At 70.2% G+C, this 20,690-nt stretch carries 20 protein-coding genes; 5 read left to right on the forward strand and 15 right to left on the reverse strand.

Going from position 1 to position 20,690, the window contains the following annotated elements; translation table 11 throughout:
• Positions 1-71: 71 nt before the first annotated feature.
• The 6 genes from ACIRYZ_RS09055 to rfbB all read right to left on the reverse strand — a co-directional run bounded on the left by ACIRYZ_RS09055 (position 72) and on the right by rfbB (position 5,376).
• Positions 72-974 carry a glycosyltransferase family 2 protein gene (locus tag ACIRYZ_RS09055; protein WP_402941552.1) on the reverse strand — a complete coding sequence of 301 codons (903 nt, stop codon included), beginning with the start codon at positions 972-974 and terminating at the stop codon, positions 72-74.
• A 5-nt stretch (positions 975-979) separates the two neighbouring features.
• A complete protein-coding gene (locus ACIRYZ_RS09060; RefSeq protein ID WP_393025360.1) occupies positions 980-1,378 on the reverse strand; it encodes a DUF2304 domain-containing protein in 399 nt (132 codons plus the stop codon).
• The gene (locus tag ACIRYZ_RS09065; protein ID WP_393025357.1) at positions 1,375-2,064 is read right to left on the reverse strand and encodes a glycosyltransferase family 2 protein; all 690 of its coding nucleotides are present in this window, start codon (positions 2,062-2,064) and stop codon (positions 1,375-1,377) included. The genes ACIRYZ_RS09060 and ACIRYZ_RS09065 overlap by 4 nt, the downstream gene beginning before the upstream one ends.
• A 68-nt stretch (positions 2,065-2,132) precedes the next feature.
• Entirely contained in the window at positions 2,133-3,470 is a 1,338-nt protein-coding gene (locus tag ACIRYZ_RS09070) for a lipopolysaccharide biosynthesis protein (protein ID WP_402941555.1), read from the reverse strand.
• A complete protein-coding gene (gene rfbD, locus ACIRYZ_RS09075; RefSeq protein ID WP_402941558.1) occupies positions 3,467-4,402 on the reverse strand; it encodes a dTDP-4-dehydrorhamnose reductase in 936 nt (311 codons plus the stop codon). The genes ACIRYZ_RS09070 and rfbD overlap by 4 nt, the downstream gene beginning before the upstream one ends.
• Positions 4,399-5,376: a dTDP-glucose 4,6-dehydratase gene (gene rfbB, locus ACIRYZ_RS09080; RefSeq protein WP_402941561.1), complete on the reverse strand. Its 978-nt coding sequence runs from the start codon at positions 5,374-5,376 to the stop codon at positions 4,399-4,401. Before rfbB ends, rfbD begins: the two co-directional genes overlap by 4 nt.
• An 83-nt stretch (positions 5,377-5,459) precedes the next feature.
• Between rfbB and rfbA the strand changes: the two genes are divergently transcribed.
• Together rfbA and rfbC are read left to right on the forward strand one after the other, a co-directional pair.
• Positions 5,460-6,335, forward strand: a complete 876-nt coding sequence (gene rfbA / locus ACIRYZ_RS09085; protein ID WP_402941564.1) for a glucose-1-phosphate thymidylyltransferase RfbA — start codon at positions 5,460-5,462, stop codon at positions 6,333-6,335.
• Positions 6,332-6,937, forward strand: a complete 606-nt coding sequence (rfbC, locus tag ACIRYZ_RS09090) for a dTDP-4-dehydrorhamnose 3,5-epimerase (RefSeq protein WP_393025343.1) — start codon at positions 6,332-6,334, stop codon at positions 6,935-6,937. The genes rfbA and rfbC overlap by 4 nt, the downstream gene beginning before the upstream one ends.
• A gap of 63 nt (positions 6,938-7,000) precedes the next feature.
• On the opposite strand, the gene ACIRYZ_RS09095 is transcribed toward rfbC, so the two are convergent.
• Positions 7,001-7,438 carry a GtrA family protein gene (locus ACIRYZ_RS09095; RefSeq protein WP_402941567.1) on the reverse strand — a complete coding sequence of 146 codons (438 nt, stop codon included), beginning with the start codon at positions 7,436-7,438 and terminating at the stop codon, positions 7,001-7,003.
• Positions 7,439-7,563: 125 nt separating this feature from the next.
• Between ACIRYZ_RS09095 and ACIRYZ_RS09100 the strand changes: the two genes are divergently transcribed.
• Positions 7,564-9,099, forward strand: coding sequence for a DUF2142 domain-containing protein (locus ACIRYZ_RS09100; RefSeq protein WP_402941570.1), 1,536 nt, complete (start codon positions 7,564-7,566; stop codon positions 9,097-9,099).
• Here ACIRYZ_RS09100 and ACIRYZ_RS09105 read toward each other — a convergent pair.
• From ACIRYZ_RS09105 to ACIRYZ_RS09140, 8 genes are all read right to left on the reverse strand, one after another.
• Complete coding sequence (locus ACIRYZ_RS09105) at positions 9,086-9,511, reverse strand: GtrA family protein (RefSeq protein WP_402941572.1); 426 nt, start codon at positions 9,509-9,511, stop codon at positions 9,086-9,088. The two genes, ACIRYZ_RS09100 and ACIRYZ_RS09105, sit on opposite strands and share 14 nt — an antisense overlap.
• Entirely contained in the window at positions 9,508-10,467 is a 960-nt protein-coding gene (locus ACIRYZ_RS09110; protein ID WP_402941575.1) for a glycosyltransferase family 2 protein, read from the reverse strand. Before ACIRYZ_RS09110 ends, ACIRYZ_RS09105 begins: the two co-directional genes overlap by 4 nt.
• A 188-nt stretch (positions 10,468-10,655) precedes the next feature.
• Complete coding sequence (tuf, locus tag ACIRYZ_RS09115) at positions 10,656-11,849, reverse strand: elongation factor Tu (RefSeq protein WP_031063092.1); 1,194 nt, start codon at positions 11,847-11,849, stop codon at positions 10,656-10,658.
• A 221-nt stretch (positions 11,850-12,070) separates the two neighbouring features.
• Positions 12,071-14,176 carry an elongation factor G gene (fusA, locus tag ACIRYZ_RS09120; RefSeq protein WP_402941578.1) on the reverse strand — a complete coding sequence of 702 codons (2,106 nt, stop codon included), beginning with the start codon at positions 14,174-14,176 and terminating at the stop codon, positions 12,071-12,073.
• 39 nt (positions 14,177-14,215) lie between these two features.
• Positions 14,216-14,686, reverse strand: coding sequence for a 30S ribosomal protein S7 (gene rpsG, locus ACIRYZ_RS09125; protein WP_148644378.1), 471 nt, complete (start codon positions 14,684-14,686; stop codon positions 14,216-14,218).
• A 2-nt stretch (positions 14,687-14,688) separates the two neighbouring features.
• Positions 14,689-15,060, reverse strand: a complete 372-nt coding sequence (gene rpsL / locus ACIRYZ_RS09130; protein ID WP_014144289.1) for a 30S ribosomal protein S12 — start codon at positions 15,058-15,060, stop codon at positions 14,689-14,691.
• Between the two features lie 377 nt (positions 15,061-15,437).
• Positions 15,438-16,949, reverse strand: coding sequence for a DUF2142 domain-containing protein (locus ACIRYZ_RS09135; protein ID WP_402941581.1), 1,512 nt, complete (start codon positions 16,947-16,949; stop codon positions 15,438-15,440).
• Between the two features lie 405 nt (positions 16,950-17,354).
• Complete coding sequence (locus tag ACIRYZ_RS09140) at positions 17,355-17,912, reverse strand: DUF1707 and DUF4190 domain-containing protein (protein ID WP_402941583.1); 558 nt, start codon at positions 17,910-17,912, stop codon at positions 17,355-17,357.
• A 255-nt stretch (positions 17,913-18,167) separates the two neighbouring features.
• On the opposite strand from ACIRYZ_RS09140, the gene ACIRYZ_RS09145 reads away from it, so the two are divergent.
• Both ACIRYZ_RS09145 and ACIRYZ_RS09150 read left to right on the forward strand, forming a co-directional pair.
• Positions 18,168-19,019, forward strand: a complete 852-nt coding sequence (locus tag ACIRYZ_RS09145; RefSeq protein ID WP_402941586.1) for an ABC transporter ATP-binding protein — start codon at positions 18,168-18,170, stop codon at positions 19,017-19,019.
• A complete protein-coding gene (locus tag ACIRYZ_RS09150; protein ID WP_402941588.1) occupies positions 19,016-20,629 on the forward strand; it encodes a transporter in 1,614 nt (537 codons plus the stop codon). The genes ACIRYZ_RS09145 and ACIRYZ_RS09150 overlap by 4 nt, the downstream gene beginning before the upstream one ends.
• Positions 20,630-20,690 lie beyond the last annotated feature (61 nt).

Below are 20,690 nucleotides of genomic sequence, written 5' to 3' on the forward strand. Positions count from 1 at the left end.
GCACACGGCAGTGGGCCGGTAGTCCGAGTCGGACTACCGGCCCACTGCCGTGCTGCGACCGATCGAGGCGGTCAGTGCTTCTGGCCCGCCGTCAGCGCGTGCCGGAGCAGCACCTTGGCACCGTCCGACTGGCCGCGGCGCAGGGCGCCGGGGAGCATCGTGAGCGCGTGGAAGCGGGAGGCGCTGCGGACCCGGGCCGCGCGGGCGGCCTTGGGCCAGCCGCGGGCGTCCATCCGCTCGGCCACCGCGTTGAAGTAGCGCTCCGCCTCGGTGAAGCGGGTGCCGGAGAAGGCCTGCACCGATGACTCACTGACCGCGTGGCGGCGGTACTGGAAGACCACCGTGGTGTTGTCGATCATCATCGACTCACCCCGCTCCAGCAGGTCGACCACCAGTGCCAGGTCCTGGATCACCGAGTACTCGTCGCGGAAGTTGACCTGGCGCAGGGCCTCGCCCCGCCAGCAGATCGACGGGAAGTACAGCCAGTTGCCGCGCAGCACGCTGGCCGCGAGCTCCTCGCCGCCCATCAGGCGCCGGCCCTTGACGTTCGGGGCGTACAGCTTGCCCTTCACGTTGTCGGCCAGGCCGTAGCTGACCACGCCGTCACCGTCGATCACCTCGACGCCCGGCTGCACCATGCCCAGGTCCGGGTTGGCGTTGAGGATCGCCCGGACGGTCTCCAGGTAGTGCGGGTGCAGGAGGTCGTCGCAGCCCATGATCACCACGTGGTCCGCGGTGGACAGCTCCACGCACTTCTGGAAGTTCTTGGTGATCCCCAGGTTCTGCTCGTTGCGCAGGTAGCGGACCCGCTCGTCGCCGAGTTCGGCGAACCAGCCCGGGACGTCCGGCTCCTTGCCGTCGTCGATGACGGTCAGCCGGAGGTCCGGGTCGGTCTGCCCCAGGATGCTGCGCACGGCGGCCTGCATCAACGCCACGTCGCCGTAGTACGGCAGCATGAACTCGAAGGTCGCCATGGGACTCAGGCTCCGTTGCTCTTCACCGGGGCCGAGATCGGCAGGTCGAGGTCGAAGCGCTCCCCGTTCAGCCGGGAGCCCTCGTTGATCGCGACGGTGCGGGCCAGGTCCGTGAGCTTCTTCTCCAGCGAGCGGAAGCGCAGGAAGGTGTTCAGGGTCAGGAAGCCCATGGCCAGGACCATGACGTACAGCACCAGGTCGGTGCCGCGGCCGACGCCGAGCTTGTGGGCCACCCAGGTGACGTCACTCGGACGCAGGATCGCGTAGATGTTCGCGATCACGAAGACGGAGAACGCGATGCGCTTCCAGGCGCGGGTGTTCGCGGCGTCCCAACGCCGGATGAACATGAACGCGAGGGTGACCGCGCCCACGATCAGCACCAGCTGGATCCAGAAGTAGTTCATCGGCGGCCACGCTCCCGAAGCGAAATGTCGAAGATGATGTTCACGCCGTTGATCAGGGACTGACCCTTGGCGCGTGAGTAGTCGGTGTAGAGGATGTCCACCGGGAGTTCGGCCACCCGAAGGTCGGCGCCGGCCAGGAAGCTGACGATCTCCGAGGCGTGGGCCATGCCGTTCATGGTGATCCGGATCCGGCTCGCGGCCTCGCGGTTGAGCACACGCAGGCCGTTGTGCGAGTCGGTGAGCTTGAGCTTGCGCGCGGTCGGGCTGACCGTCGCGGCGGTCCGCAGCACGACGCGCTTGATCCACGGCACCTGGCCGTTCTGCTCGATGAAGCGCGAGCCGAGGACCACGTCGGCCTCGCCCGTGCGGAGCAGGGCGACCATCTTCTCGACGTCGGCGGTCTGGTGCTGGCCGTCCGCGTCGAAGGTGGCGAAGTACTTGGCGTCGGGCTGGTCGAGCGCGTAGGCGAGGCCGGTCTGCAGCGCGGCGCCCTGACCGAGGTTCACCGGGTGCCGCACCAGGTGGGCACCCGTCGTCATGATGTGCTTGGCCGAGTCGTCCGCACTGCCGTCATCGACCACAACGATGTTCGGGAACGTCTTGCGCGCTTCCTCCACAACGTCAGCGATCACCTGGCCTTCGTTGTAGGCCGGGATCACCAGCCAGACATCGTCGTACTGGGACACGGGGGCTCCATGTTCGGGGTGTCTCCCGCGCTCGTGCGCGGCAATCTGTATGGCGTGGGGCGGTGCGGTCATTCGCCGACCACCCCGGCAGGCATGGTGGGCGCGGCCTGCTCCGACGTGCTCAGCGCGGTACCGGCCCGGTTCCCGGTCGAACCGGGGAAGCTGCGCCTGAGAGCGGCCAGCATACCCAGCACGGCGACCACCGATCCGGCCGTGTAGGCCACGACCACACGGGTGGACACGTCGCCCGGCAGGAAGGTGACCCCGGCGAGGACCGCAGTCCCGACCGCCCAGCAGAGCAGCTGCAGGTTGTGCCGCTTGAATACCATCAGCGCCTGACCGAGCACCATCGCGAACATGTACGCCACGGTGCCGGCGGACATCCAGAAGAAGTCGAGGCAGCCGAGCACCGGCTTGGCGCCGAAGAGCACCTGGATCAGCCAGGGGCCGAGGGCCACCGCCGGGATCCCGCCGACCACGCCGAGTCCGCCGACCACGAGGCCGATCCGCCGGAGCATACCGGTGAAGGCCGCACGGTCGCCGACCGCGATCGCCGAGGACAGCCCGCTGAGCAGCGAGGCCTGGAGCGAGCCGAACACGAAGAGCGGGACCCGGGCCAGCACCAGCGCGTTGAGCAGCGCGGCGATCAGGGCGGAGTCCGAGGGGGCGAGCAGCTTGGTGCTCACCACGGCGGCGTTCACCACGACCTGGGACAGCAGGGTCGAGCAGATCAGCAGGCCCAGCCCGGAGCAGAGCTCCGACCAGGGCACCCGCGGGCCGGGCCGGACGGCCCGGAACAGCGGCGGCAGGGTCAGCAGGGTGGCCGCGACCGGCGCGACAGCCAGGATCAGGCTGAACGCCAGCGCCGAGTGCACCCCGCCGACCGCGGCGCCGAAGGCGAGCCCGATCCGCAGGCCGCCGTCGAGGCCGAGCTGAGTGCCGTACGCGCCGAACCGGCCGAGGCCGGCCAGCACGCCGCGGGTGAGGTAGCAGACCGCCATGCCTAGGAACGCGCCGCCCAGTGCCAGCACCAGCGAGCGGTCGCCGTGGAACATGGCGTCGGCGATCTGGCGCGAGCCGACCCCGAGCACCAGCAGCACGGTGGCGAGGATCCCGCCGGTCAGCAGGGTCGCGCGGCGCAGCACCGGGGCGGCGCCGTGCCCGAGCGCGGCGCGGGCCGCGACGATCCGGGTCAGCTCCTGCTCGATCGGGAAGAAGACTCCGATGCCGACGGACATCACGATGGTCCACAGCAGGGACACGTTCGCCATGTCGTCGACGGAGAGGCTGTGGCCCGCCACACCGAGGTGGATGTACGAAGCCGCGCCGAGCACGACAGTGCCGCCCGCCACCGCCAGGGTTCCCGGCGGTAGCGCGGCGGCCACCTTGGTCAGCGGATTCCTCACTGCGGTCTGTCGCTCTCGGTCGTCCGGGCCTTGACGGCCAGCTCGGTGAAGACGGGAGTGCCGAGCGCCTCGGCGAGCTGCTCGCGCCAGTCCGGCTGCGGGCTGAGGCCCGCCGCGGTCCACCGGTCGTGGCCCAGCACGCTGAACGCGGGCCGGACGGCGGGCGTGACGTACGCCGCGGAGGTGGTCGGACGGATCCGCTCCGGGTCGAGGCCGCTCAGCCGGTAGGCCTCGCGCGCCAGCCCGCACCAGGTCGTCCGGCCGGCCGCGGTGCCGTGGTAGACCCCGGCCGGGGCCCGCCCGGCGAGCGCGGCGGTGCCGAGCTCGACGAGCTGCCGGGCCAGGGCCAGCGACCAGGTCGGCTGGCCCTGCTGGTCGTCCACGACGTCCAGCGTCTCGCGCTGGGCGGCGAGCCGCAGCATGGTGGCGACGAAGTTCTTGCCGTGTTCGCCGTACAGCCAGGCGGTGCGCACCACGTAACCGTGCTGCGGGAGGAGTTCCGCCACGGCCTGCTCGCCGACCAGCTTGCCGCGGCCGTACGCGTTGACCGGGCCGGTCGGCGCGGTCTCGGCGTACGGCTCGGCGGCGTCCCCGGGCAGCACGTAGTCGGTCGACACCTGGAGCAGCCGGGCGCCGGTCTTGGCACAGGCGGCGGCGAGGTGGCGCACACCGGTGCCGTTGACGGCGGTGGCGGCCTCCTCCTCGGTCTCGGCCGCGTCGACGGCGGTCCAGGCGGCGCAGTTGACGACGACGTCGTGGCCCTCGACGGCGGCCAGCACGGCTGCCGCGTCGGTGATGTCGAGGTCGGCGCGGCCGAGGGCGGTCACCTCGGCCGTCGGGTCACCGGCGAGCACCGTCAGCAGGTCCCGGCCGAGCATGCCGGCCGCGCCGGTGACGAGCCAGCGGACCCGGCCCGGGGAAGTGGCGCTCACTTCTGCAGCGCCGCCTTCTGCTTCAGCGGCTCCCACCAGGCGCGGTTCTCGCGGTACCAGGTGATGGTCGCGGCGAGGCCGTCCTCGAAGCGGACCTGCGGCTCGTAGCCGAGCTCCTCGCGGATCTTGCTGATGTCCAGCGAGTAGCGCAGGTCGTGGCCCTTGCGGTCCTCCACGTGCTCGACCATGTCCCAGCCGGCGCCGGCGGCATCCAGCAGCAGGCCGGTCAGCTCCTTGTTGGTGACCTCGGTGCCGCCGCCGATGTTGTAGACCTCGCCGGAGCGGCCGCCGCGCATGACCAGCTCGATGCCGCGGCAGTGGTCCGAGACGTGCAGCCAGTCACGGATGTTGCCGCCGTCGCCGTACAGCGGGACCTTCTTGCCGTCGATCAGGTTGGTGGTGAAGAGCGGGATGACCTTCTCGGGGAACTGGTAGTGCCCGTAGTTGTTGGAGCAGCGCGTCACCACGACGTCCATGCCGTGGGTGCGGTGGTAGGCCAGGGCGAGCAGGTCGGAGCCGGCCTTGGAGGCCGAGTACGGGGAGTTCGGGGCCAGCGGCCAGGTCTCGGTCCACGAGCCCTCGCTGATCGAGCCGTACACCTCGTCGGTGGAGACGTGCACGAAGCGGCCCACGCCGTGCTTGCGGGCGGCGTCCAGCAGGACCTGGGTGCCGACGACGTTGGTCAGCACGAACGGGCCGGCGCCCGCGATCGAGCGGTCCACGTGGGACTCCGCCGCGAAGTGCACCACGACGTCGTGACCGGGCATCACCTGGTCGACGGCGTCGGCGTCGCAGATGTCGCCCTGGACGAAGGAGTAGCCGCTGTGACCCGCCACGGGCGCCAGGTTGGCCTCGACACCCGAGTAGGTGAGCTTGTCGAAGACCGTGATCTGGTCGGTGGAGTCGGCGCCCAGCAGCTGGCGGACGAATTCAGAACCGATGAAGCCGGCACCGCCGGTCACGAGGATGCGCATAGTACGCCGTAGTCTACCGGCGCGCCGGGGAGCCGCCGACCCGGGCCTCACTGACCTCGTCGGACTCGAATAAGGTGCACCCCATGCGTGGAATCCTTCTGGCCGGCGGCACCGGCTCGCGGCTCTGGCCGCTGACCCGAGCGGTGTCGAAGCAGCTCCTCCCGGTCTTCGACAAGCCGATGATCTACTACCCGCTGTCCACCCTGGTGATGGCAGGCATCAGCGAGATCCTGATCATCACCACCCCCGCCGACCGCGACCAGTTCGAGCGCCTGCTGGGCGACGGCTCGCAGCTGGGCCTGAAGCTGGAGTACGCCGTCCAGGAGAAGCCCGAGGGCATCGCCCAGGCCTTCGTACTCGGCGCGGACTTCATCGGCGACGAGTCGGTCGCCCTCATCCTCGGCGACAACATCTTCCACGGCAGCGGCCTCGGTACCCGGCTGGCCAAGGACACCGACACCCCCGGCGGCCGGGTCTTCGCCTACCCGGTGGCCGACCCGACCGCGTACGGCGTGGTCGAGTTCGACGAGCACGGCCACGCGATCTCCATCGAGGAGAAGCCCACCAAGCCCAAGTCCCGCTACGCCGTCCCCGGCCTGTACTTCTACGACAACCAGGTCGTGGAGATCGCCCGCGGTCTGAAGCCCAGCGCGCGCGGCGAGCTGGAGATCACCGCGGTCAACGACGCCTACCTGCGTCAGGGCGAGCTGAACGTCACCATCCTGGACCGCGGGACCGCCTGGCTGGACACCGGCACCTTCGTCTCGATGGTCCAGGCCTCCGAGTTCGTCCGGGTCATCGAGGAGCGTCAGGGCCTCAAGATCGGCTGCATCGAGGAGGCCGTCTGGCGAGCCGGCCTGATCAGCGACGACCAGCTGCGCGAGCTCGCCGAACCGCTGCTGAAGAGCGGTTACGGACAGTACCTGCTGGCCCTGCTGGACGAGGAGAACACCCGGTGAAGTTCCGCGAACTGACCATCGACGGCCTGATCGAGATCACCCCGCAGCTGCACGGCGACCCCCGCGGGCTGTTCACCGAGTGGTACCGCTTCGACCGGCTGGCCGAGGTCGTCGGCCACCCGCTGCGGCTGGCCCAGGCCAACCTCTCGGTCTCCTCGCGCGGCGTGGTCCGCGGCATCCACTTCGCCGACGTGCCGCCCGGCCAGGCCAAGTACGTGACCTGCGTACGCGGCGCCGTGCTCGACGTCATCGTGGACCTGCGGGTCGGCTCGCCGACCTTCGGCCGCTGGGAGAGCGTCCGACTCGACGACGTGGACCGCCGCGCGGTCTACATCCCGGAGGGCCTCGGCCACGGCTTCTGCTCGCTGACCGACGACGCCACGCTCTCGTATCTCTGCTCCGAGACGTACAACCCGACCGGCGAGCACTCCGTGCACCCGCTCGACCCGGACCTGGACATCAAGTGGCCGGCCGAGCAGCCGCTGCTGTCGGCCCGCGACGAGGCCGCGCCGTCGCTGGCGGAGGCGATCTCCTCCGGCCTGCTGCCGACGTACGAGTCCTGCAAGGCGTTCACCGAGAGCCTGCGCACCGAGCAGGGCTGAGGCCCCCTCAGGATGCGCGAAGGCCCGGCCGGTTCGCACCGGCCGGGCCTTCGCGCATCCTGGTCACTTGTCCCGGAACACCCAGTACTTGTAGCCGAAGTAGTTCACGACCGAGAGGGCCACCAGCGCGACCGCGCGGGCGAGCAGGTAGAACAGGCCGAGCTTCACGAGCCCGCCGACCACCAGCACGGTGCTGATCCAGTTCCCCCCCGCCATCACGAGGTAACGGGCCGTCTGCTTGCCGACCGGGGAGGAGCTCTCGAACGCCCATATCCGGTTCAGCACGAAGTTCGTGGTGAAGCCGGCCAGCACCGCGACCAGAGTGGACGGGGCCAGCGGCAGCTTGAGCACCCCGTGCAGGACGTAGAGCAGGCCCATGTCGACCGTGGTGCTGGTAACACCCGCAGCCAGGAACCGTACCGCGCTATGGCCCAGCAGTCCGGCAATTCGGCCCTTCGCGGAGGATCCGGGCACTTCCGCGGGCAGTTCCAGTTGAGTCACGGAGGGTATCGTAAGTGCAAAGCCCCGCGGCCACACAGCCGCCCGGGCAAGCGAATTCGGACGCCCGTTATCTTGGTCGCGTGTCCTCATACTCCCCCGCCGTGACCTCTCCCCCCGCTCCCGCCGTGAGCAGATCCGGCCGCTCGAGCCGTCCGCTGTTCCGGCGGACCTGGTGGACCGCCTTCATCGGGTTCTTCCTCCTGTGCGCGGGGTGGGCGCTCGCCGCGCCGTACGACGCGAGCCCGGACGAGGCCCAGCACATCATCCGGGCCGCCGGCGTCGCGCGCGGCGAGTTCGCGCCGAAGCCCGAGGCGGCGGGTGGCGGCACCGGGGCCTACCAGCACATCCCGGTCTCCCTGGTGCGGGACAACTGCTGGGCGTTCCACCCGGACAAGTCGGCGGCCTGCGCCAAGGCGCCCGGCGGGGACGAGCACGTGGAGAAGGTGGCGACCCGGGCCGGGCGCTACAACCCGGTCTTCTACGCCGTGGTCGGCTGGCCGCTGGCGCTCTGGCCGAACTGGCTGGGTGTCACGCTGGCCCGGCTGATCAGCGCCGGGCTGGTGTCCGCGCTGCTGGCCTGCGCCGCGCACAGCATGGTCGCCTGGACCAGGCACCGCATCGCGGCCGCCGGTGTGCTCGCGGCGGTGACCCCGATCACCGCCCACCTGGCAGGCTCGGTCAACCCCAACGGTGTCGAGATCGCCGCAGGCCTGGCGCTGATCGCGGCGCTCATCCCGACCATGCTGGAACCGGAGCAGCCGCTGCGCCGGGCCGCGATGGTCCAGATCGGCATCGCGGGCTCCGTCCTGATGACGGTCCGTGCCCTCGGCCCGCTGTGGTGCGCGGCCATCATCGGCATCATGCTGGTCCCGGCCACGCGCGAACGGCTGCGCGCCCTGCTGCGCTTCCGGCCGACCTGGTGGGCCGCCGCCGCACTGTTCGTCACGGGCGCGGCGGGCGCCCTGTGGACCGTGGTGATGAAGGCCAGCGAGCTGGCGCCCGTGGGCGCACCGCCGGAGCTCACCCTGGCCCAGGGCCTGCGGCATGAGGTGATCGTGCGCTGGCCCAACTACTTCACCGAGCTGATCGGTGTGCCCTCGTGGCTGGACACCTACCTTCCGAACACCGCCTACGACGCCTGGTACCTGGCGCTCGGCTCGCTGATCCTGCCGGCCTTCGCATTCGGCCGGTGGAGCGACCGCTGGCGGCTGTTCCTCTTCTTCATCGTGCCGTTCGGTGTGATATCGCTGTCGGACGCGATCGGCGCCCACAAGTACGGCTTCGGGGCTCAGGGCCGTTACCTGCTGCCGGTCGCCATCGGTGTGCCGGTGCTGGCGGCCTACCTGCTCGGCCGCCGCGACGTGCTCGACCGGGCCCGCTCCGCGCGGCTGGTCCGGACGATCGCCGTGGTTGTGCTCCCGCTCCAGCTCGCCTTCCTCGCCTACACCATGATCCGTTGGCAGGCAGGCGTGGGCACCTCGCTCACGTACACCCCGCTCAACCCCCTGGCCGGCACCTGGCACCCACCGGCGGGCTCGGCGACAGCGCTGCTGACCGCCGTGGCCGGCTGCGTCGTGCTCGGGTTCTGGGCGTGGACCAGCACCGGCCGTCGGGCCGAGGCCGCGCGGCAGGAGCGACAGGCCTCCGTCAGCGAGTCCTGAAGACCCACACTTTGAGGAGGACGAACCGGGCCACGGTGGCGAGACCGTTCGCCGCCACGAGCCCGGTCACCTCCACCACCCGGGACGCGTGCGGCACCGCCACGTCGAGAAGCGCCAGGGCACCGCTGCTGAGGCCGAGCCCGATCAGGAAGGCCACCGCGCCCTGCAGCTGGTGGCGGACCACGCCCTGCGAGCCGACCACGCCGAAGGTGAACCGGCGGTTGGCCGCCGTGTTGGCCACCGCGCTGACCGCCAGCGCGATCAGGTTGGCCGCCTGCGGGTTGGTGAACCAGCGCGCGGCGACGAACAGCCCCAGGTAGAAGAGGGTGCTGAGGACGCCGATGACCAGGAAGGACGGCAGCTGCCGCCGGGTCTGCGGGGTGGGCTCCGCGGGCTCCTCGGTCAAGGTCACCGGCCGGGGCCCCGCTCGTCGTCCTCGGCCGAGTCGTACCCGACGAAGTAGGCCGGGCGGGCCTGCACCGCCGAGTAGATCCGGCCGACGTACTCCCCCAGCAGTCCGACGCAGATCAGCTGCACGCCGCCGAGGAACAGCATCCCGATGAACAGCGAGGACCAGCCGGGCACGGTCGACCCGAGCGCGTACGCGACGGTGGCGTGGATCGCGAGCCCGATGCAGACCACGAAGCTCACCAGGCCGAGGTAGGTGGCCAGCCGCAGCGGGGCGGCGGAGAAGTTGGTGATGCTGTCCAGGGCGAGCCGCACCATCTTGGACAGCGGGTAATGGGTGCCGCCGGCCACCCGCTCCTCGCGGACGTAGACCACCTCGCCGCTGGGGAAGCCGAGCCACGGCACCAGCAGCCGGTAGACCGGCTGGTGCTCGGGCAGCTGCTTGAGGGCGTCCACCGCCGCGCGGCTGAGCAGCCGGAAGTCGCCGGCCTGGTTGGGCATCCGCTTGCCGACCAGCTTGCGCATCAGCCAGTAGTACCCGCCGGCCGTGCGGCGCTTGAAGGCGGTGTCGGTGCCGCGGTCGCCGCGCACGCCGTAGACGACGTCGAGGCTCTGCTCGCGCGCCAGGTCGAGCATCTCCGGGATCTTCTCCGGCGGGTCCTGCAGGTCGGCGTCGATGCTCACCACGTAGTCGCCGAGGGCCCGGTGGATGCCCGCGGTGAGCGCGGCCTGGTGCCCGGAGTTGCGGGCGAAGCGGACGATGCGGAACTCCGGCCAGTCCTGCCGGATCTTCTGCATGAGGACGGGCGTGGCGTCCCGGCTGCCGTCGTCGACGCCCACGACCTCGTAGTCGACCCCCAGCCCGTCCAGGATCGGACGCAGCCGCTGGACGGTCAGCGGGAGCGCCTCCTGCTCGTTGTAGATCGGCATCACGACCGACAGCAGCGGTGCCGTAGACATGCGTTGGGTCCCACTTTCCGCGACGGCGGGGCTGGATGGTGAGCCGACCATAACAGTCAGCCATGAGCTGCCCGTGAGAGGAAGGGCTCGCAGGTGAGCGCAGGGTGAGACGCCGAAGGGCCCCACGCACACGTAGTGCGCGGGACCCTTCGGACTAGCCTGACGAGGCAGGCAGGTCAGAGCATCAATTACTTGATGATCTTGGTGACCTGGCCGGCGCCGACGGTGCGGCCACCCTCACGGATGGCGAACTTCAGGCCCTCCTCCATGGCGATCGGCTGGATCAGCGCGACGGTCATGGCGGTGTTGTCGCCCGGCATGACCATCTCGGTGCCCTCGGGGAGGGTCACGACGCCGGTCACGTCCGTGGTACGGAAGTAGAACTGCGGGCGGTAGTTGTTGAAGAACGGGGTGTGACGGCCACCCTCGTCCTTCGACAGGATGTAGGACTGGGCCTCGAAGTCGGTGTGCGGGGTAACCGAACCCGGCTTGATGATGACCTGGCCGCGCTCGACGTCCTCGCGCTTGATGCCACGGAGCAGCAGACCGACGTTCTCACCGGCCTGGCCCTCGTCGAGCAGCTTGCGGAACATCTCGATGCCGGTGACCGTGGTGGTGGTCTTGGTCTCCTTGATGCCGATGATGTCGACAGTCTCGTTGACCTTGAGGATGCCACGCTCGATACGACCGGTGACGACGGTGCCACGACCGGTGATCGTGAAGACGTCCTCGATCGGCATCAGGAACGGCTGGTCCACGGCACGGGCCGGGGTCGGGATGCTCTCGTCGACCGCGTGCATGAGGCCGAGGAGCTTCTCGCCCCACTCCTTGTCGCCCTCCAGCGCCTTCAGCGCGGAGACGCGGACGACCGGCAGGTCGTCGCCCGGGAACTCGTACTCGGAGAGCAGCTCACGGACCTCGAGCTCGACGAGCTCCAGGATCTCCTCGTCGTCCACCATGTCGGCCTTGTTCAGGGCGACGACGATGTAGGGGACGCCGACCTGGCGGGCCAGGAGGACGTGCTCCTTGGTCTGCGGCATCGGGCCGTCGGTGGCGGCGACGACGAGGATCGCACCGTCCATCTGGGCCGCACCGGTGATCATGTTCTTGATGTAGTCCGCGTGACCCGGGCAGTCGACGTGGGCGTAGTGACGCGCCTCGGTCTGGTACTCGACGTGCGCGATCGAGATGGTGATACCGCGCTGCCGCTCCTCCGGCGCCTTGTCGATCTGGTCGAACGGCGTGAAGGGGTTGATCTCCGGGTACGCGTCGTGCAGCACCTTGGTGATGGCCGCGGTAAGGGTCGTCTTACCGTGGTCGATGTGACCGATGGTGCCGATGTTGACGTGGGGCTTCGTCCGCTCGAACTTCGCCTTCGCCACTGCAGTCCTCCTGAGGACAGTTCCTGTACGCCGTGCTGACGTCAGTTGGTCTTGATCGGGCTGGGTCCGTGGTGCCGGAAGCACCTCGCACCGTCCCGCGGGGTGGGGGCCGGAGGCCCCGGGAGGATCCGTCAGGATCCTCCCGGGTCGCCTCCTAATAGCCTAAGGGGTCGGAATCATCCCGAATGTCGGACTGATTCTGAAGCCGGCAGTGCCGGACCTCACTCGCCCTTGGACTTGGCGATGATCTCCTCAGCCACGGCCTTGGGGACCTCGGCGTACGAGTCGAACTGCATCGAGTAGCTCGCGCGACCAGAGGTCTTGCTGCGCAGGTCACCGACGTAGCCGAACATCTCGGAGAGGGGCACCAGCGCCGTGACGACGCGGGCACCGTGACGCTCGTCCATGGACCGGATCTGGCCACGGCGAGAGTTGATGTCACCGATCACGTCGCCCATGTAGTCCTCGGGCGTGGTGACCTCGACGGCCATCATCGGCTCCAGGAGGACCGGCTTGGCCTTCCGGGCGCCTTCCTTGAAGGCCATCGAACCGGCGATCTTGAACGCGAGCTCGGAGGAGTCGACGTCGTGCGACTGGCCGTCGAGCAGGCTCACGCGGACACCCTGCAGCGGGTAGCCGGCGAGAACACCGAACTCCATGGCCTCCTGGCAGCCGGCGTCGACCGACGGGATGTACTCCCGCGGCACGCGGCCACCGGTGACCTTGTTGACGAACTCGTAGCCCTCGGCCTGCTCGAGCGGCTCGATCGCGATCTGCACCTTGGCGAACTGACCGGAACCACCGGTCTGCTTCTTGTGGGTGTAGTCGATGCGCTCGACGGCCTGACGGATCGTCTCGCGGTACGCGACCTGCGGCTTGCCGACGTTGGCCTCGACCTTGAACTCACGGCGCATACGGTCGACGAGCACCTCGAGGTGCAGCTCGCCCATACCCGCGATGATGGTCTGGCCGGTCTCCTCGTCCGTGTTGACCTGGAAGGACGGGTCCTCCTCGGCGAGACGCTGGATGGCGACACCCAGCTTCTCCTGGTCACCCTTGGACTTGGGCTCGATGGCGACGCGGATGACCGGGGCCGGGAAGTCCATGGACTCCAGGATGACCGGGTTCTTCTCGTCGGCCAGCGTCTCACCGGTGGTGGTCTGCTTCAGGCCCATGACGGCGACGATGTCGCCGGCGCCCACCGACTCGATCTCCTCACGCTTGTTCGCGTGCATGCGGTAGATCTTGCCGATGCGCTCCTTCTTGCCCTTCACGGCGTTCAGCACGGAGGTGCCGGACTCCAGGCGACCGGAGTAGATCCGGACGAAGGTGAGCTTGCCCAGGTGCGGGTCGGACATGATCTTGAACGCCAGCGCGGCCAGCGGCTCGTCGTCCGAAGCCTTACGGGAGATCTTGGTCTCCGGGTCGTTCGGCTTGGTGCCCTCGATGGACTCGATGTCCAGCGGCGACGGCAGGTACTTGACGACCGCGTCGAGCAGGGGCTGAACGCCCTTGTTCTTGAAGGCGGTACCACAGAAGATCGGAGTGAAGTCCGAGTTCAGGGTGCCCTTGCGGATCGCGTCCTGCAGCAGCTCGACCGGGATCTCGGCCTCTTCGAGGGCGAGCTCCATGATCTCGTCGCTGACGTTCGAGACGGTGTCGATCAGCTGGGTGCGGTAGTCGTTCGCCTGCTCCTGCAGCTCGGCCGGGATGTCGACGACGTCGTACATCTCGCCCTTGGCGGCCTCGGCGGACCAGACCAGAGCCTTCATGCGGACCAGGTCGACAACGCCCTGGAAGTCCGCCTCGGCACCGATCGGGAGCTGCATCACCAGCGGGGTGGCGCCGAGGCGCTCCACGATGGTGTCGACGCAGAAGAAGAAGTTCGCGCCCGTGCGGTCCAGCTTGTTGATGAAGCAGATGCGCGGGACGCCGTAGCGGTCAGCCTGCCGCCACACGGTCTCGGACTGGGGCTCGACACCGGCGACACCGTCGAACACCGTCACGGCACCGTCGAGGACGCGCAGCGAACGCTCCACCTCGACGGTGAAGTCGACGTGACCCGGGGTGTCGATGATGTTGATGGTGTTGTCGACGCCGTCGACGGTCCAGTGGCAGGTCGTCGCGGCCGACGTGATCGTGATGCCGCGCTCCTGCTCCTGCTCCATCCAGTCCATGGTGGCAGCGCCATCGTGGACCTCACCGATCTTGTACGACACGCCGGTGTAGAACAGGATCCGCTCGGTGGTGGTGGTCTTGCCCGCGTCGATGTGCGCCATGATCCCGATGTTGCGGACCCTGGCGAGGTCAAGGGAGGTTGCAGCCATGGTGGCTCGTTCTCTCTCTGTCTAGTGACGGGGTACGGACTACCAGCGGTAGTGCGCGAAGGCCTTGTTGGACTCGGCCATCTTGTGGGTGTCCTCGCGACGCTTCACGGAAGCGCCCAGGCCGTTGCTGGCGTCGAGGATCTCGTTCATCAGACGCTCGGTCATGGTCTTCTCGCGACGGGCGCGGGAGTAACCGACCATCCAGCGCAGCGCCAGGGTGCTGGCGCGGCCCGGACGGACCTCGACCGGAACCTGGTAGGTCGCGCCACCGACACGGCGGGACTTGACCTCGAGGGCCGGCTTGACGTTCTCCAGCGCGCGCTTCAGCGCGACGACCGGGTCCGAGCCGGTCTTCTCACGGACGCCCTCAAGGGCGCCGTACACGATCCGCTCGGCGGTGGAGCGCTTGCCGTGCAGCAGGATCTTGTTGACCAGCTGGGTGACGACCGGGGAGCCGTAGACCGGGTCGATGATGACCGGGCGCTTCGGGGCGGGGCCCTTACGAGGCATTCTTACTTCTCCTTCTTGGCGCCGTAGCGGCTGCGGGCCTGCTTGCGGTTCTTGACACCCTGGGTGTCGAGCGAACCGCGGATGATCTTGTAGCGGACACCAGGAAGGTCCTTCACACGACCACCGCGCACCAGCACGATGGAGTGCTCCTGCAGGTTGTGGCCCTCGCCCGGGATGTAAGCGGTGACCTCGATCCCGCTGGTGAGGCGCACACGGGCGACCTTGCGAAGCGCCGAGTTCGGCTTCTTCGGGGTGGTCGTGTACACACGCGTGCAGACCCCACGGCGCTGCGGGGAGCCCTTCAGCGCGGGAGTCTTGTTCTTCTCGACCTTGTCCTGCCGGCCCTTTCGGACCAGCTGCTGGATCGTAGGCACCGTTTCTCCGTTTTCTGTGTGCCAAGGCTTGGTGGAACTAACCTGCGGTGTTCCCTCGCACACGACCCCGTGGTCGACCCACGCGGTCGGGTGTGTTGGGCTATTCCGACACGGAATCCCATGAGCTGATGTACAGCGACGGCGCTCTACGCGCGGCGCGCTGGGAGGCGCTCCGGCTCGGCGCGGCGACCGGTGTGCATGCACGCACAAGGACCCGGGGACACCCCAGGCACAAGGTCAGAGCGTACCTAGCGCATGGGGCGCGGTCAAAACAAATGCAACGCCGCAGGTCGTGGGGTTCTCGCCGGAACCGGGGCGGGAACCGGTCCGGGGCGGAACTCCTTACCACAACCGAGCACCGCCCGCACTGCGAAACCCTACGCCTCCGAACGGGCCCCGGCGAGCCGGGCGCGGTCCTCCGCGACGCTGCTCCCGGGCCCGTCGGACAACGGCGGCAGGGCCCGCCCACGGTGGTCCGACACCGCGGTGAGCAGACCCGTCGCGAGCGCCGCCACCGAGTACACCGCGACCCAGATCGGCCAGCCGCCGGGCGGCCCCCAGGCGGCCGGGCTGATCAGCAGCGCACCGTCGGTGCCGACCGCGTTGCGGCGCAGCGCCCAGACGAAGGCGACGACATTGACCAGGGCGAGCGAGAAGCCGGAGAGCACCAGCAGCCGCCGCCAGGCGAAACCGCCCCACGGCAGTCGCTCGTGGCAGAGCGCGGCGCAGATGATCGGCAGCCCGACGGCGAACGGCAGCAGGTAGCGGCCCTGCCAGATCATGCCCAGCTGGCGCGCCTGCATGGCCTGGGCCGCTATCGGTATCACCACGATCCCGGCCATCACCCCCACGATGGCCAGGACGTCCCGGAACCGGGCGTAGCACAGCGCGAACAGCGCCAGGGCGATCACCACGGCGCACCAGACCAGCAGCGTCGCGGCCGGCGCCTGCGCGTCCAACCAGCCGAAGTAGCCGATCATTTGCTTCATGTACAGCAGGCCGTTGTCGAAGGTTTTCCGGCCCGCGACCAGCGGGGTGAGGTTGCTCGGGGTGTCGATGACCGAGTTGTCCGGGTGGCTCGACGACCAGGCGAGCGCCGACCCGGCCGCCGCCACCGCCAGCAGGCCCCAGAGCCAGGTCGACCGTCGCCGCAACACCTCGCGCAGTGCGCCCTTCCGCCCCAGCAGCAGCCCGAAGAAGAGGGCCCCGGCGAACCAGACCAGCCCCAGCGGCCGGATGCAGATCAGCACCACCGCGCCGGCACCCAGCCGGGCCAGCCGACGGGTCAGCAGGTGCGGGTCCGGGTTCATCAGCATCGGCAGCCCGGCGCTCCAGACCAGGATGCCCGCGGCGATCTCCGGGCCGCTCGGGTTGACCACACCGAACATGAAGAGCGCCATCGGAGTGGCCGCAGTGACCACGCCGAGCAGGGTGAAGGACCGCCGCCGCCACTCCGCCGCCGAGACCACCGCGCTCGCCACCAGGGCGGAGCAGATCAGCGCCGACATCAGGCGCATCAGGTAGAAGGCCGTCTCGCCGTGGACGAACAGGCCGGGCCAGCCCACGGCGAAGTAGTACGCCGGGTGGTAGCGGCCCGCCGCCGTGGTCACCAGGGTCGTCCCGGGCGTCTCCTTGAGCGCCGGGGCGCACTTGGCCGACTTCCAGGGCTTGAAGACGTAACAGGTGTTGACGTCCTTCAGGTCCTGGTAGATGTGCGGCAGCTGGACACCGGTCTCGGCGAACTTCCCCTCGATGGAGGCGACCACGTGCGGGACCATCACCTCCCGGCCCTCGACCTGGCCGCGGGCAACCGTCGCCGCCCGGATGATGTGTGCGTGCTCGTCCGGTGAAGCGCCGATCGGCGTGGCGATCGACCAGGACGCGCTCAACACGAAGAAGATCGCGAAAGCGACGGCCCACAGCCGTCTCGGTGAGGCGACGAGCCGGTCAGCGAGACTTTTGACGGCAGTGTTCATCATCTGGATCCGGGGCCCTCGGGTCAGTTCGGCGTCACGCGGGAACTGGCATCGCCGAGGAGACCGTACCGAACCGGAGCAGCGGAGCGGACGGCACTCCGGTGACGGCGACGTACCGGGCGATGACCGTCCGCAGCCCCGGACACCGGTGGCATGCAGCGCATTGGCAAAGCCGACGGCCCGCGGATGCCCGGCCCGCGAGCGGCTCCCAGTGCGACGAAGATCACCACGCCGGAGCGGCCTCCGGTGTCCTGGCCCTCGGTCGGAACGGGCGGCGCTCCGCGAGCGGAGGACGGCGAGCGGCGGACAGCGGGCGAGCTACGCGGCCGTGCCCAGCAGGATCATCAGGGCCCAGAAGGTCGTGCCCAGGTAGCCGAGGACCAGCCCGAGGACGGCCGCCCCGTCCCCGTTCATGTTGCGCTCGCGGATCTGCGCCCGGGCGATGTGGCCGGCGACCACCGCGCCCACCGCCGGAAGCGCCATGAAGCCGGTCAGGCCGCAGACCACGGAGACCACTGCCAGCACGTTGGTGGGGCGGACCTGCGGCACGGGAGGCGGCAGGAAGGTCGCCGGGACCGGCTGCGCGGCCTGGAGCGGCGGCGTCACCATCGGCCCGGCCGGCAGGTCTGCCACCAGCGCGGCCAGCTCGCCGTAGGTGCGCGCCAGGGCGGCCGCCTCGTGGCGCTGCTCGTACTCCTCGGCGGAGAGCCGGCCCTCGGCGAAGCCGGCCTTCAGCACGTCCACCGTCCGGTCCCGGTCCGCGTGGCTCGCCCGCATCGCCGCCTGCGGGGAGGGCGCGGGCTGCCAGCCCGGCACCGCGGGCCGATGGCCGTGCGGATGCACGGGACGGGACTCGCCCCACGGTTGAACGGACATCCGCCACCTCCCGGCAACGCGGCACCCCCGCGCGTGCTCACTGTTCCTCATAGTGCAGGACGAACGGTGGAGCTGAGTAGTTGCCAAATCGGCCCGCCCACCGCGGCGGCGCGGTTTCCGGGCGGCGCGCCTCACCCGTTCGGCGGACACGCTCAGGGGATGCTCAAAGCCGACGACAGTCCGTTCGGGCAGTGACAGGCTGGGGCCCGGACAACCGTTCAGCCACCCGCTCACGAGTAGAGACAGAAGGCCGCCATGCAGGCGTCAGTACCGTCGCCCTCCGGGCACCCCGGACCGGGCACCCCGTCCGCCGTCAGTATCCAGGGACTGTGGAAGCACTTCGGCAGCCAGGCCGCCGTGGCCGGGCTCAGCCTCGAACTGCCCGCCGGGGCCTTCATCGGCCTGGTCGGGCCGAACGGCGCGGGCAAGACCACCACGCTGTCCATGGTCACCGGCCTGCTCCGGCCCGACCAGGGCACCGTGCTGGTGCACGGCGCCGACGTGTGGGCCGACCCGGTCACGGTCAAGGCCCGGATCGGCATCCTGCCCGAGGGCCTGCGGATGTTCGAGCGGCTCAGCGGGCGCGAACTGCTCCAGTACACCGGCCGGCTGCGCGGCCTGCCCGGCGCCGAGGTGGACCGCCGCGCCGAGGAGCTGCTGACCGTCCTGGACCTCGGCCGGGACGCCGACAAGCTGGTCGCCGACTACTCCACCGGCATGCGCAAGAAGATCGGGCTGGCCGCCGCGCTGTTGCACAACCCCGACGTGCTGTTCCTCGACGAGCCCTTCGAGGGCGTCGACCCGGTCTCCGCCCAGACGATCCGCGGCGTGCTCAAGCGGTACGCGGCGGCGGGCTCCACGGTGGTCTTCTCCAGCCATGTGATGGAACTGGTCGAGCAGCTCTGCGACTGGGTCGCGGTGGTCAACGCCGGCCGGGTGATCGCCCACGGCCCGCTGGACGCCGTCCGCGGCGAGCGCGGCCTGCACGCGGCCTTCCTCGACCTGATCGGCGTCCGCGAGGACGACGGCCAGGCGCTCGGCTGGCTCGGCGGCGGACACGCCGGAAGCGAGCGGCTCGGCGGCGAGCGGCTCGGCGGTGGGCAGTGACCGCGGCCTCCGTGCCCGACGGGCGGACGGTGGTCCGCGCCCTGGTGGCGCTCAAGCTGCGGCTGCTGCGCAACGGGCTGCGCCGCAGCCCCGGCCGTACCGCCGTGTACCTGATCGGCGGCGTCGTCGGGCTGGCCTTCGCGGGCGGTATCGCCTTCGCGCTGGCGATGCTCAACGGGCGCTACGCCGGCTCCGCGAACGCCGGCGTGGTGCTGCTCGGCGTGCTCACCCTGGGCTGGGCCGCGCTGCCGCTGTTCCTGTTCTCCAGCGACGAGAGCTCCGACCCGACCCGGCTCACCATGCTGCCGCTGCGGCCCGGACCGCTGCTGCGCGGCTCGCTGCTGGCCGCGCTGATCGGGCCCGGTCCGCTGATCAGCCTGGTGCTGGTGACCGGCGCGGCGCTGTCCGGCGCCGAGGGGGGTGCCTCGGCCGCGGCTGCGGTGGTCGGGGTGCCGCTCGCGGTGCTCTGCCTGGTCACGCTCTCCCGGGCGGTCGCGGCCGGCAACGCCCGGATGCTGTCCAGCCGGCGCGGCAAGGACTTCGCGATCTTCGGCGGGCTGGCCTTCGCGCTGCTGGTCCAGGCCGCCAACGTCGGCTCGCAGAGCATCTTCGGCCGCCGGGGCGGGCCGATCGACCTCAGCCCGCTGAAGCCGATCGCCTCGGTGCTGCGCTGGATCCCGCCGATCAGCGCGGCCGACGCCACCCACACCGCCGGCCAGGGCCGGTACGCGCTGGCGCTGCTGCAGCTGGCCGCGGCCGGGGCTCTGCTGGCCCTGCTGCTGCGCTGGTGGCAAAGCAGCCTGCAGGAGCTGATGGTCACCGCCGACTCCTCCACCCTGGAGGTGGCCCGCGGGGTGCAGGCGTCGCGCGGCTGGCGCTTCCTGCCCCGGGGCCGGACCGGCGCGGTGATGCAGCGCCACCTGCGGTACGCCTGGCGTGAGCCGCGGGCCAAGGCGGCGCTGTTCACCAGCATCGGGATGACGCTGGTGATCTGTGTGCTGTCGGTGGTCCAGGGCTGGTCCAGCGTCTACCTGCTGGCGATGACCGGGACCTTCCTCGGGCTGCAGATGCTCAACCTGTTCGGCATGGACGGCTCGGCGTTCTGGATGGTCGCCGCCACCCTGCGCACCCCGGCCGACGCCCGGGACGAGCTGCGCGGCCGGGCGTACGCGGTGCTGTCGTACGCCGTGCCGGTCGCGGCGGTGCTCGGGCTGGTGCTGGCCGCCGTCACCGGCGACTGGGCCGGGCTGCCCTCCGCACTCGGCCTCGCGCTGGCGATGCTCGGCTGCGGCGTCGCGCTCGGCTCGGTGTTCAGCGTGCTCGCGCCGTACACCATGCCGGCCGACAGCAACCCGATGCGCAACGCGGCCCCCGGGCAGGGCGGGCTGATCCTGCTCAACCAGTTCGGCTCGATGTTCGGCGTCGCGCTGCTCGCCCTGCCGGTCGGCGGCTACCTGCTCTGGGCGCTGACCTCGGACGGGCCGACCTGGCCGGTGCTGCTGGTCGGCCCGCTCTACGGCGGCCTGATCGCCACCCTGGGCATCCGGCTGGCGGCCGCCCGGCTGCTGGAGCGCACCCCGGAGATCCTGGCCAGGGCGATCGAGCGCTGAGGCCGGACAGGCTCCGGGTACGCCCCCGGATCCCGCCGCCTCGTCGGTCGGCTCGTCCGCT

Origin of the sequence: Kitasatospora sp. NPDC101155, from assembly GCF_044768305.1 — a bacterium.
GTDB lineage: Bacteria > Actinomycetota > Actinomycetes > Streptomycetales > Streptomycetaceae > Kitasatospora.

Bases quoted from the DNA above. Each gene is read 5' to 3' on its own strand.
- ACIRYZ_RS09055 (WP_402941552.1), bottom strand. From the start codon at position 974: ATGGCGACCTTCGAGTTCATGCTGCCGTACTACGGCGACGTGGCGTTG.
- ACIRYZ_RS09060 (WP_393025360.1), bottom strand. From the start codon at position 1,378: ATGAACTACTTCTGGATCCAGCTGGTGCTGATCGTGGGCGCGGTCACC.
- rfbB (WP_402941561.1), bottom strand. From the start codon at position 5,376: ATGCGCATCCTCGTGACCGGCGGTGCCGGCTTCATCGGTTCTGAATTC.
- rfbA (WP_402941564.1), top strand. From the start codon at position 5,460: ATGCGTGGAATCCTTCTGGCCGGCGGCACCGGCTCGCGGCTCTGGCCG.
- ACIRYZ_RS09110 (WP_402941575.1), bottom strand. From the start codon at position 10,467: ATGTCTACGGCACCGCTGCTGTCGGTCGTGATGCCGATCTACAACGAG.
- fusA (WP_402941578.1), bottom strand. From the start codon at position 14,176: ATGGCTGCAACCTCCCTTGACCTCGCCAGGGTCCGCAACATCGGGATC.
- rpsG (WP_148644378.1), bottom strand. From the start codon at position 14,686: ATGCCTCGTAAGGGCCCCGCCCCGAAGCGCCCGGTCATCATCGACCCG.
- ACIRYZ_RS09140 (WP_402941583.1), bottom strand. From the start codon at position 17,912: ATGTCCGTTCAACCGTGGGGCGAGTCCCGTCCCGTGCATCCGCACGGC.
- ACIRYZ_RS09145 (WP_402941586.1), top strand. From the start codon at position 18,168: ATGCAGGCGTCAGTACCGTCGCCCTCCGGGCACCCCGGACCGGGCACC.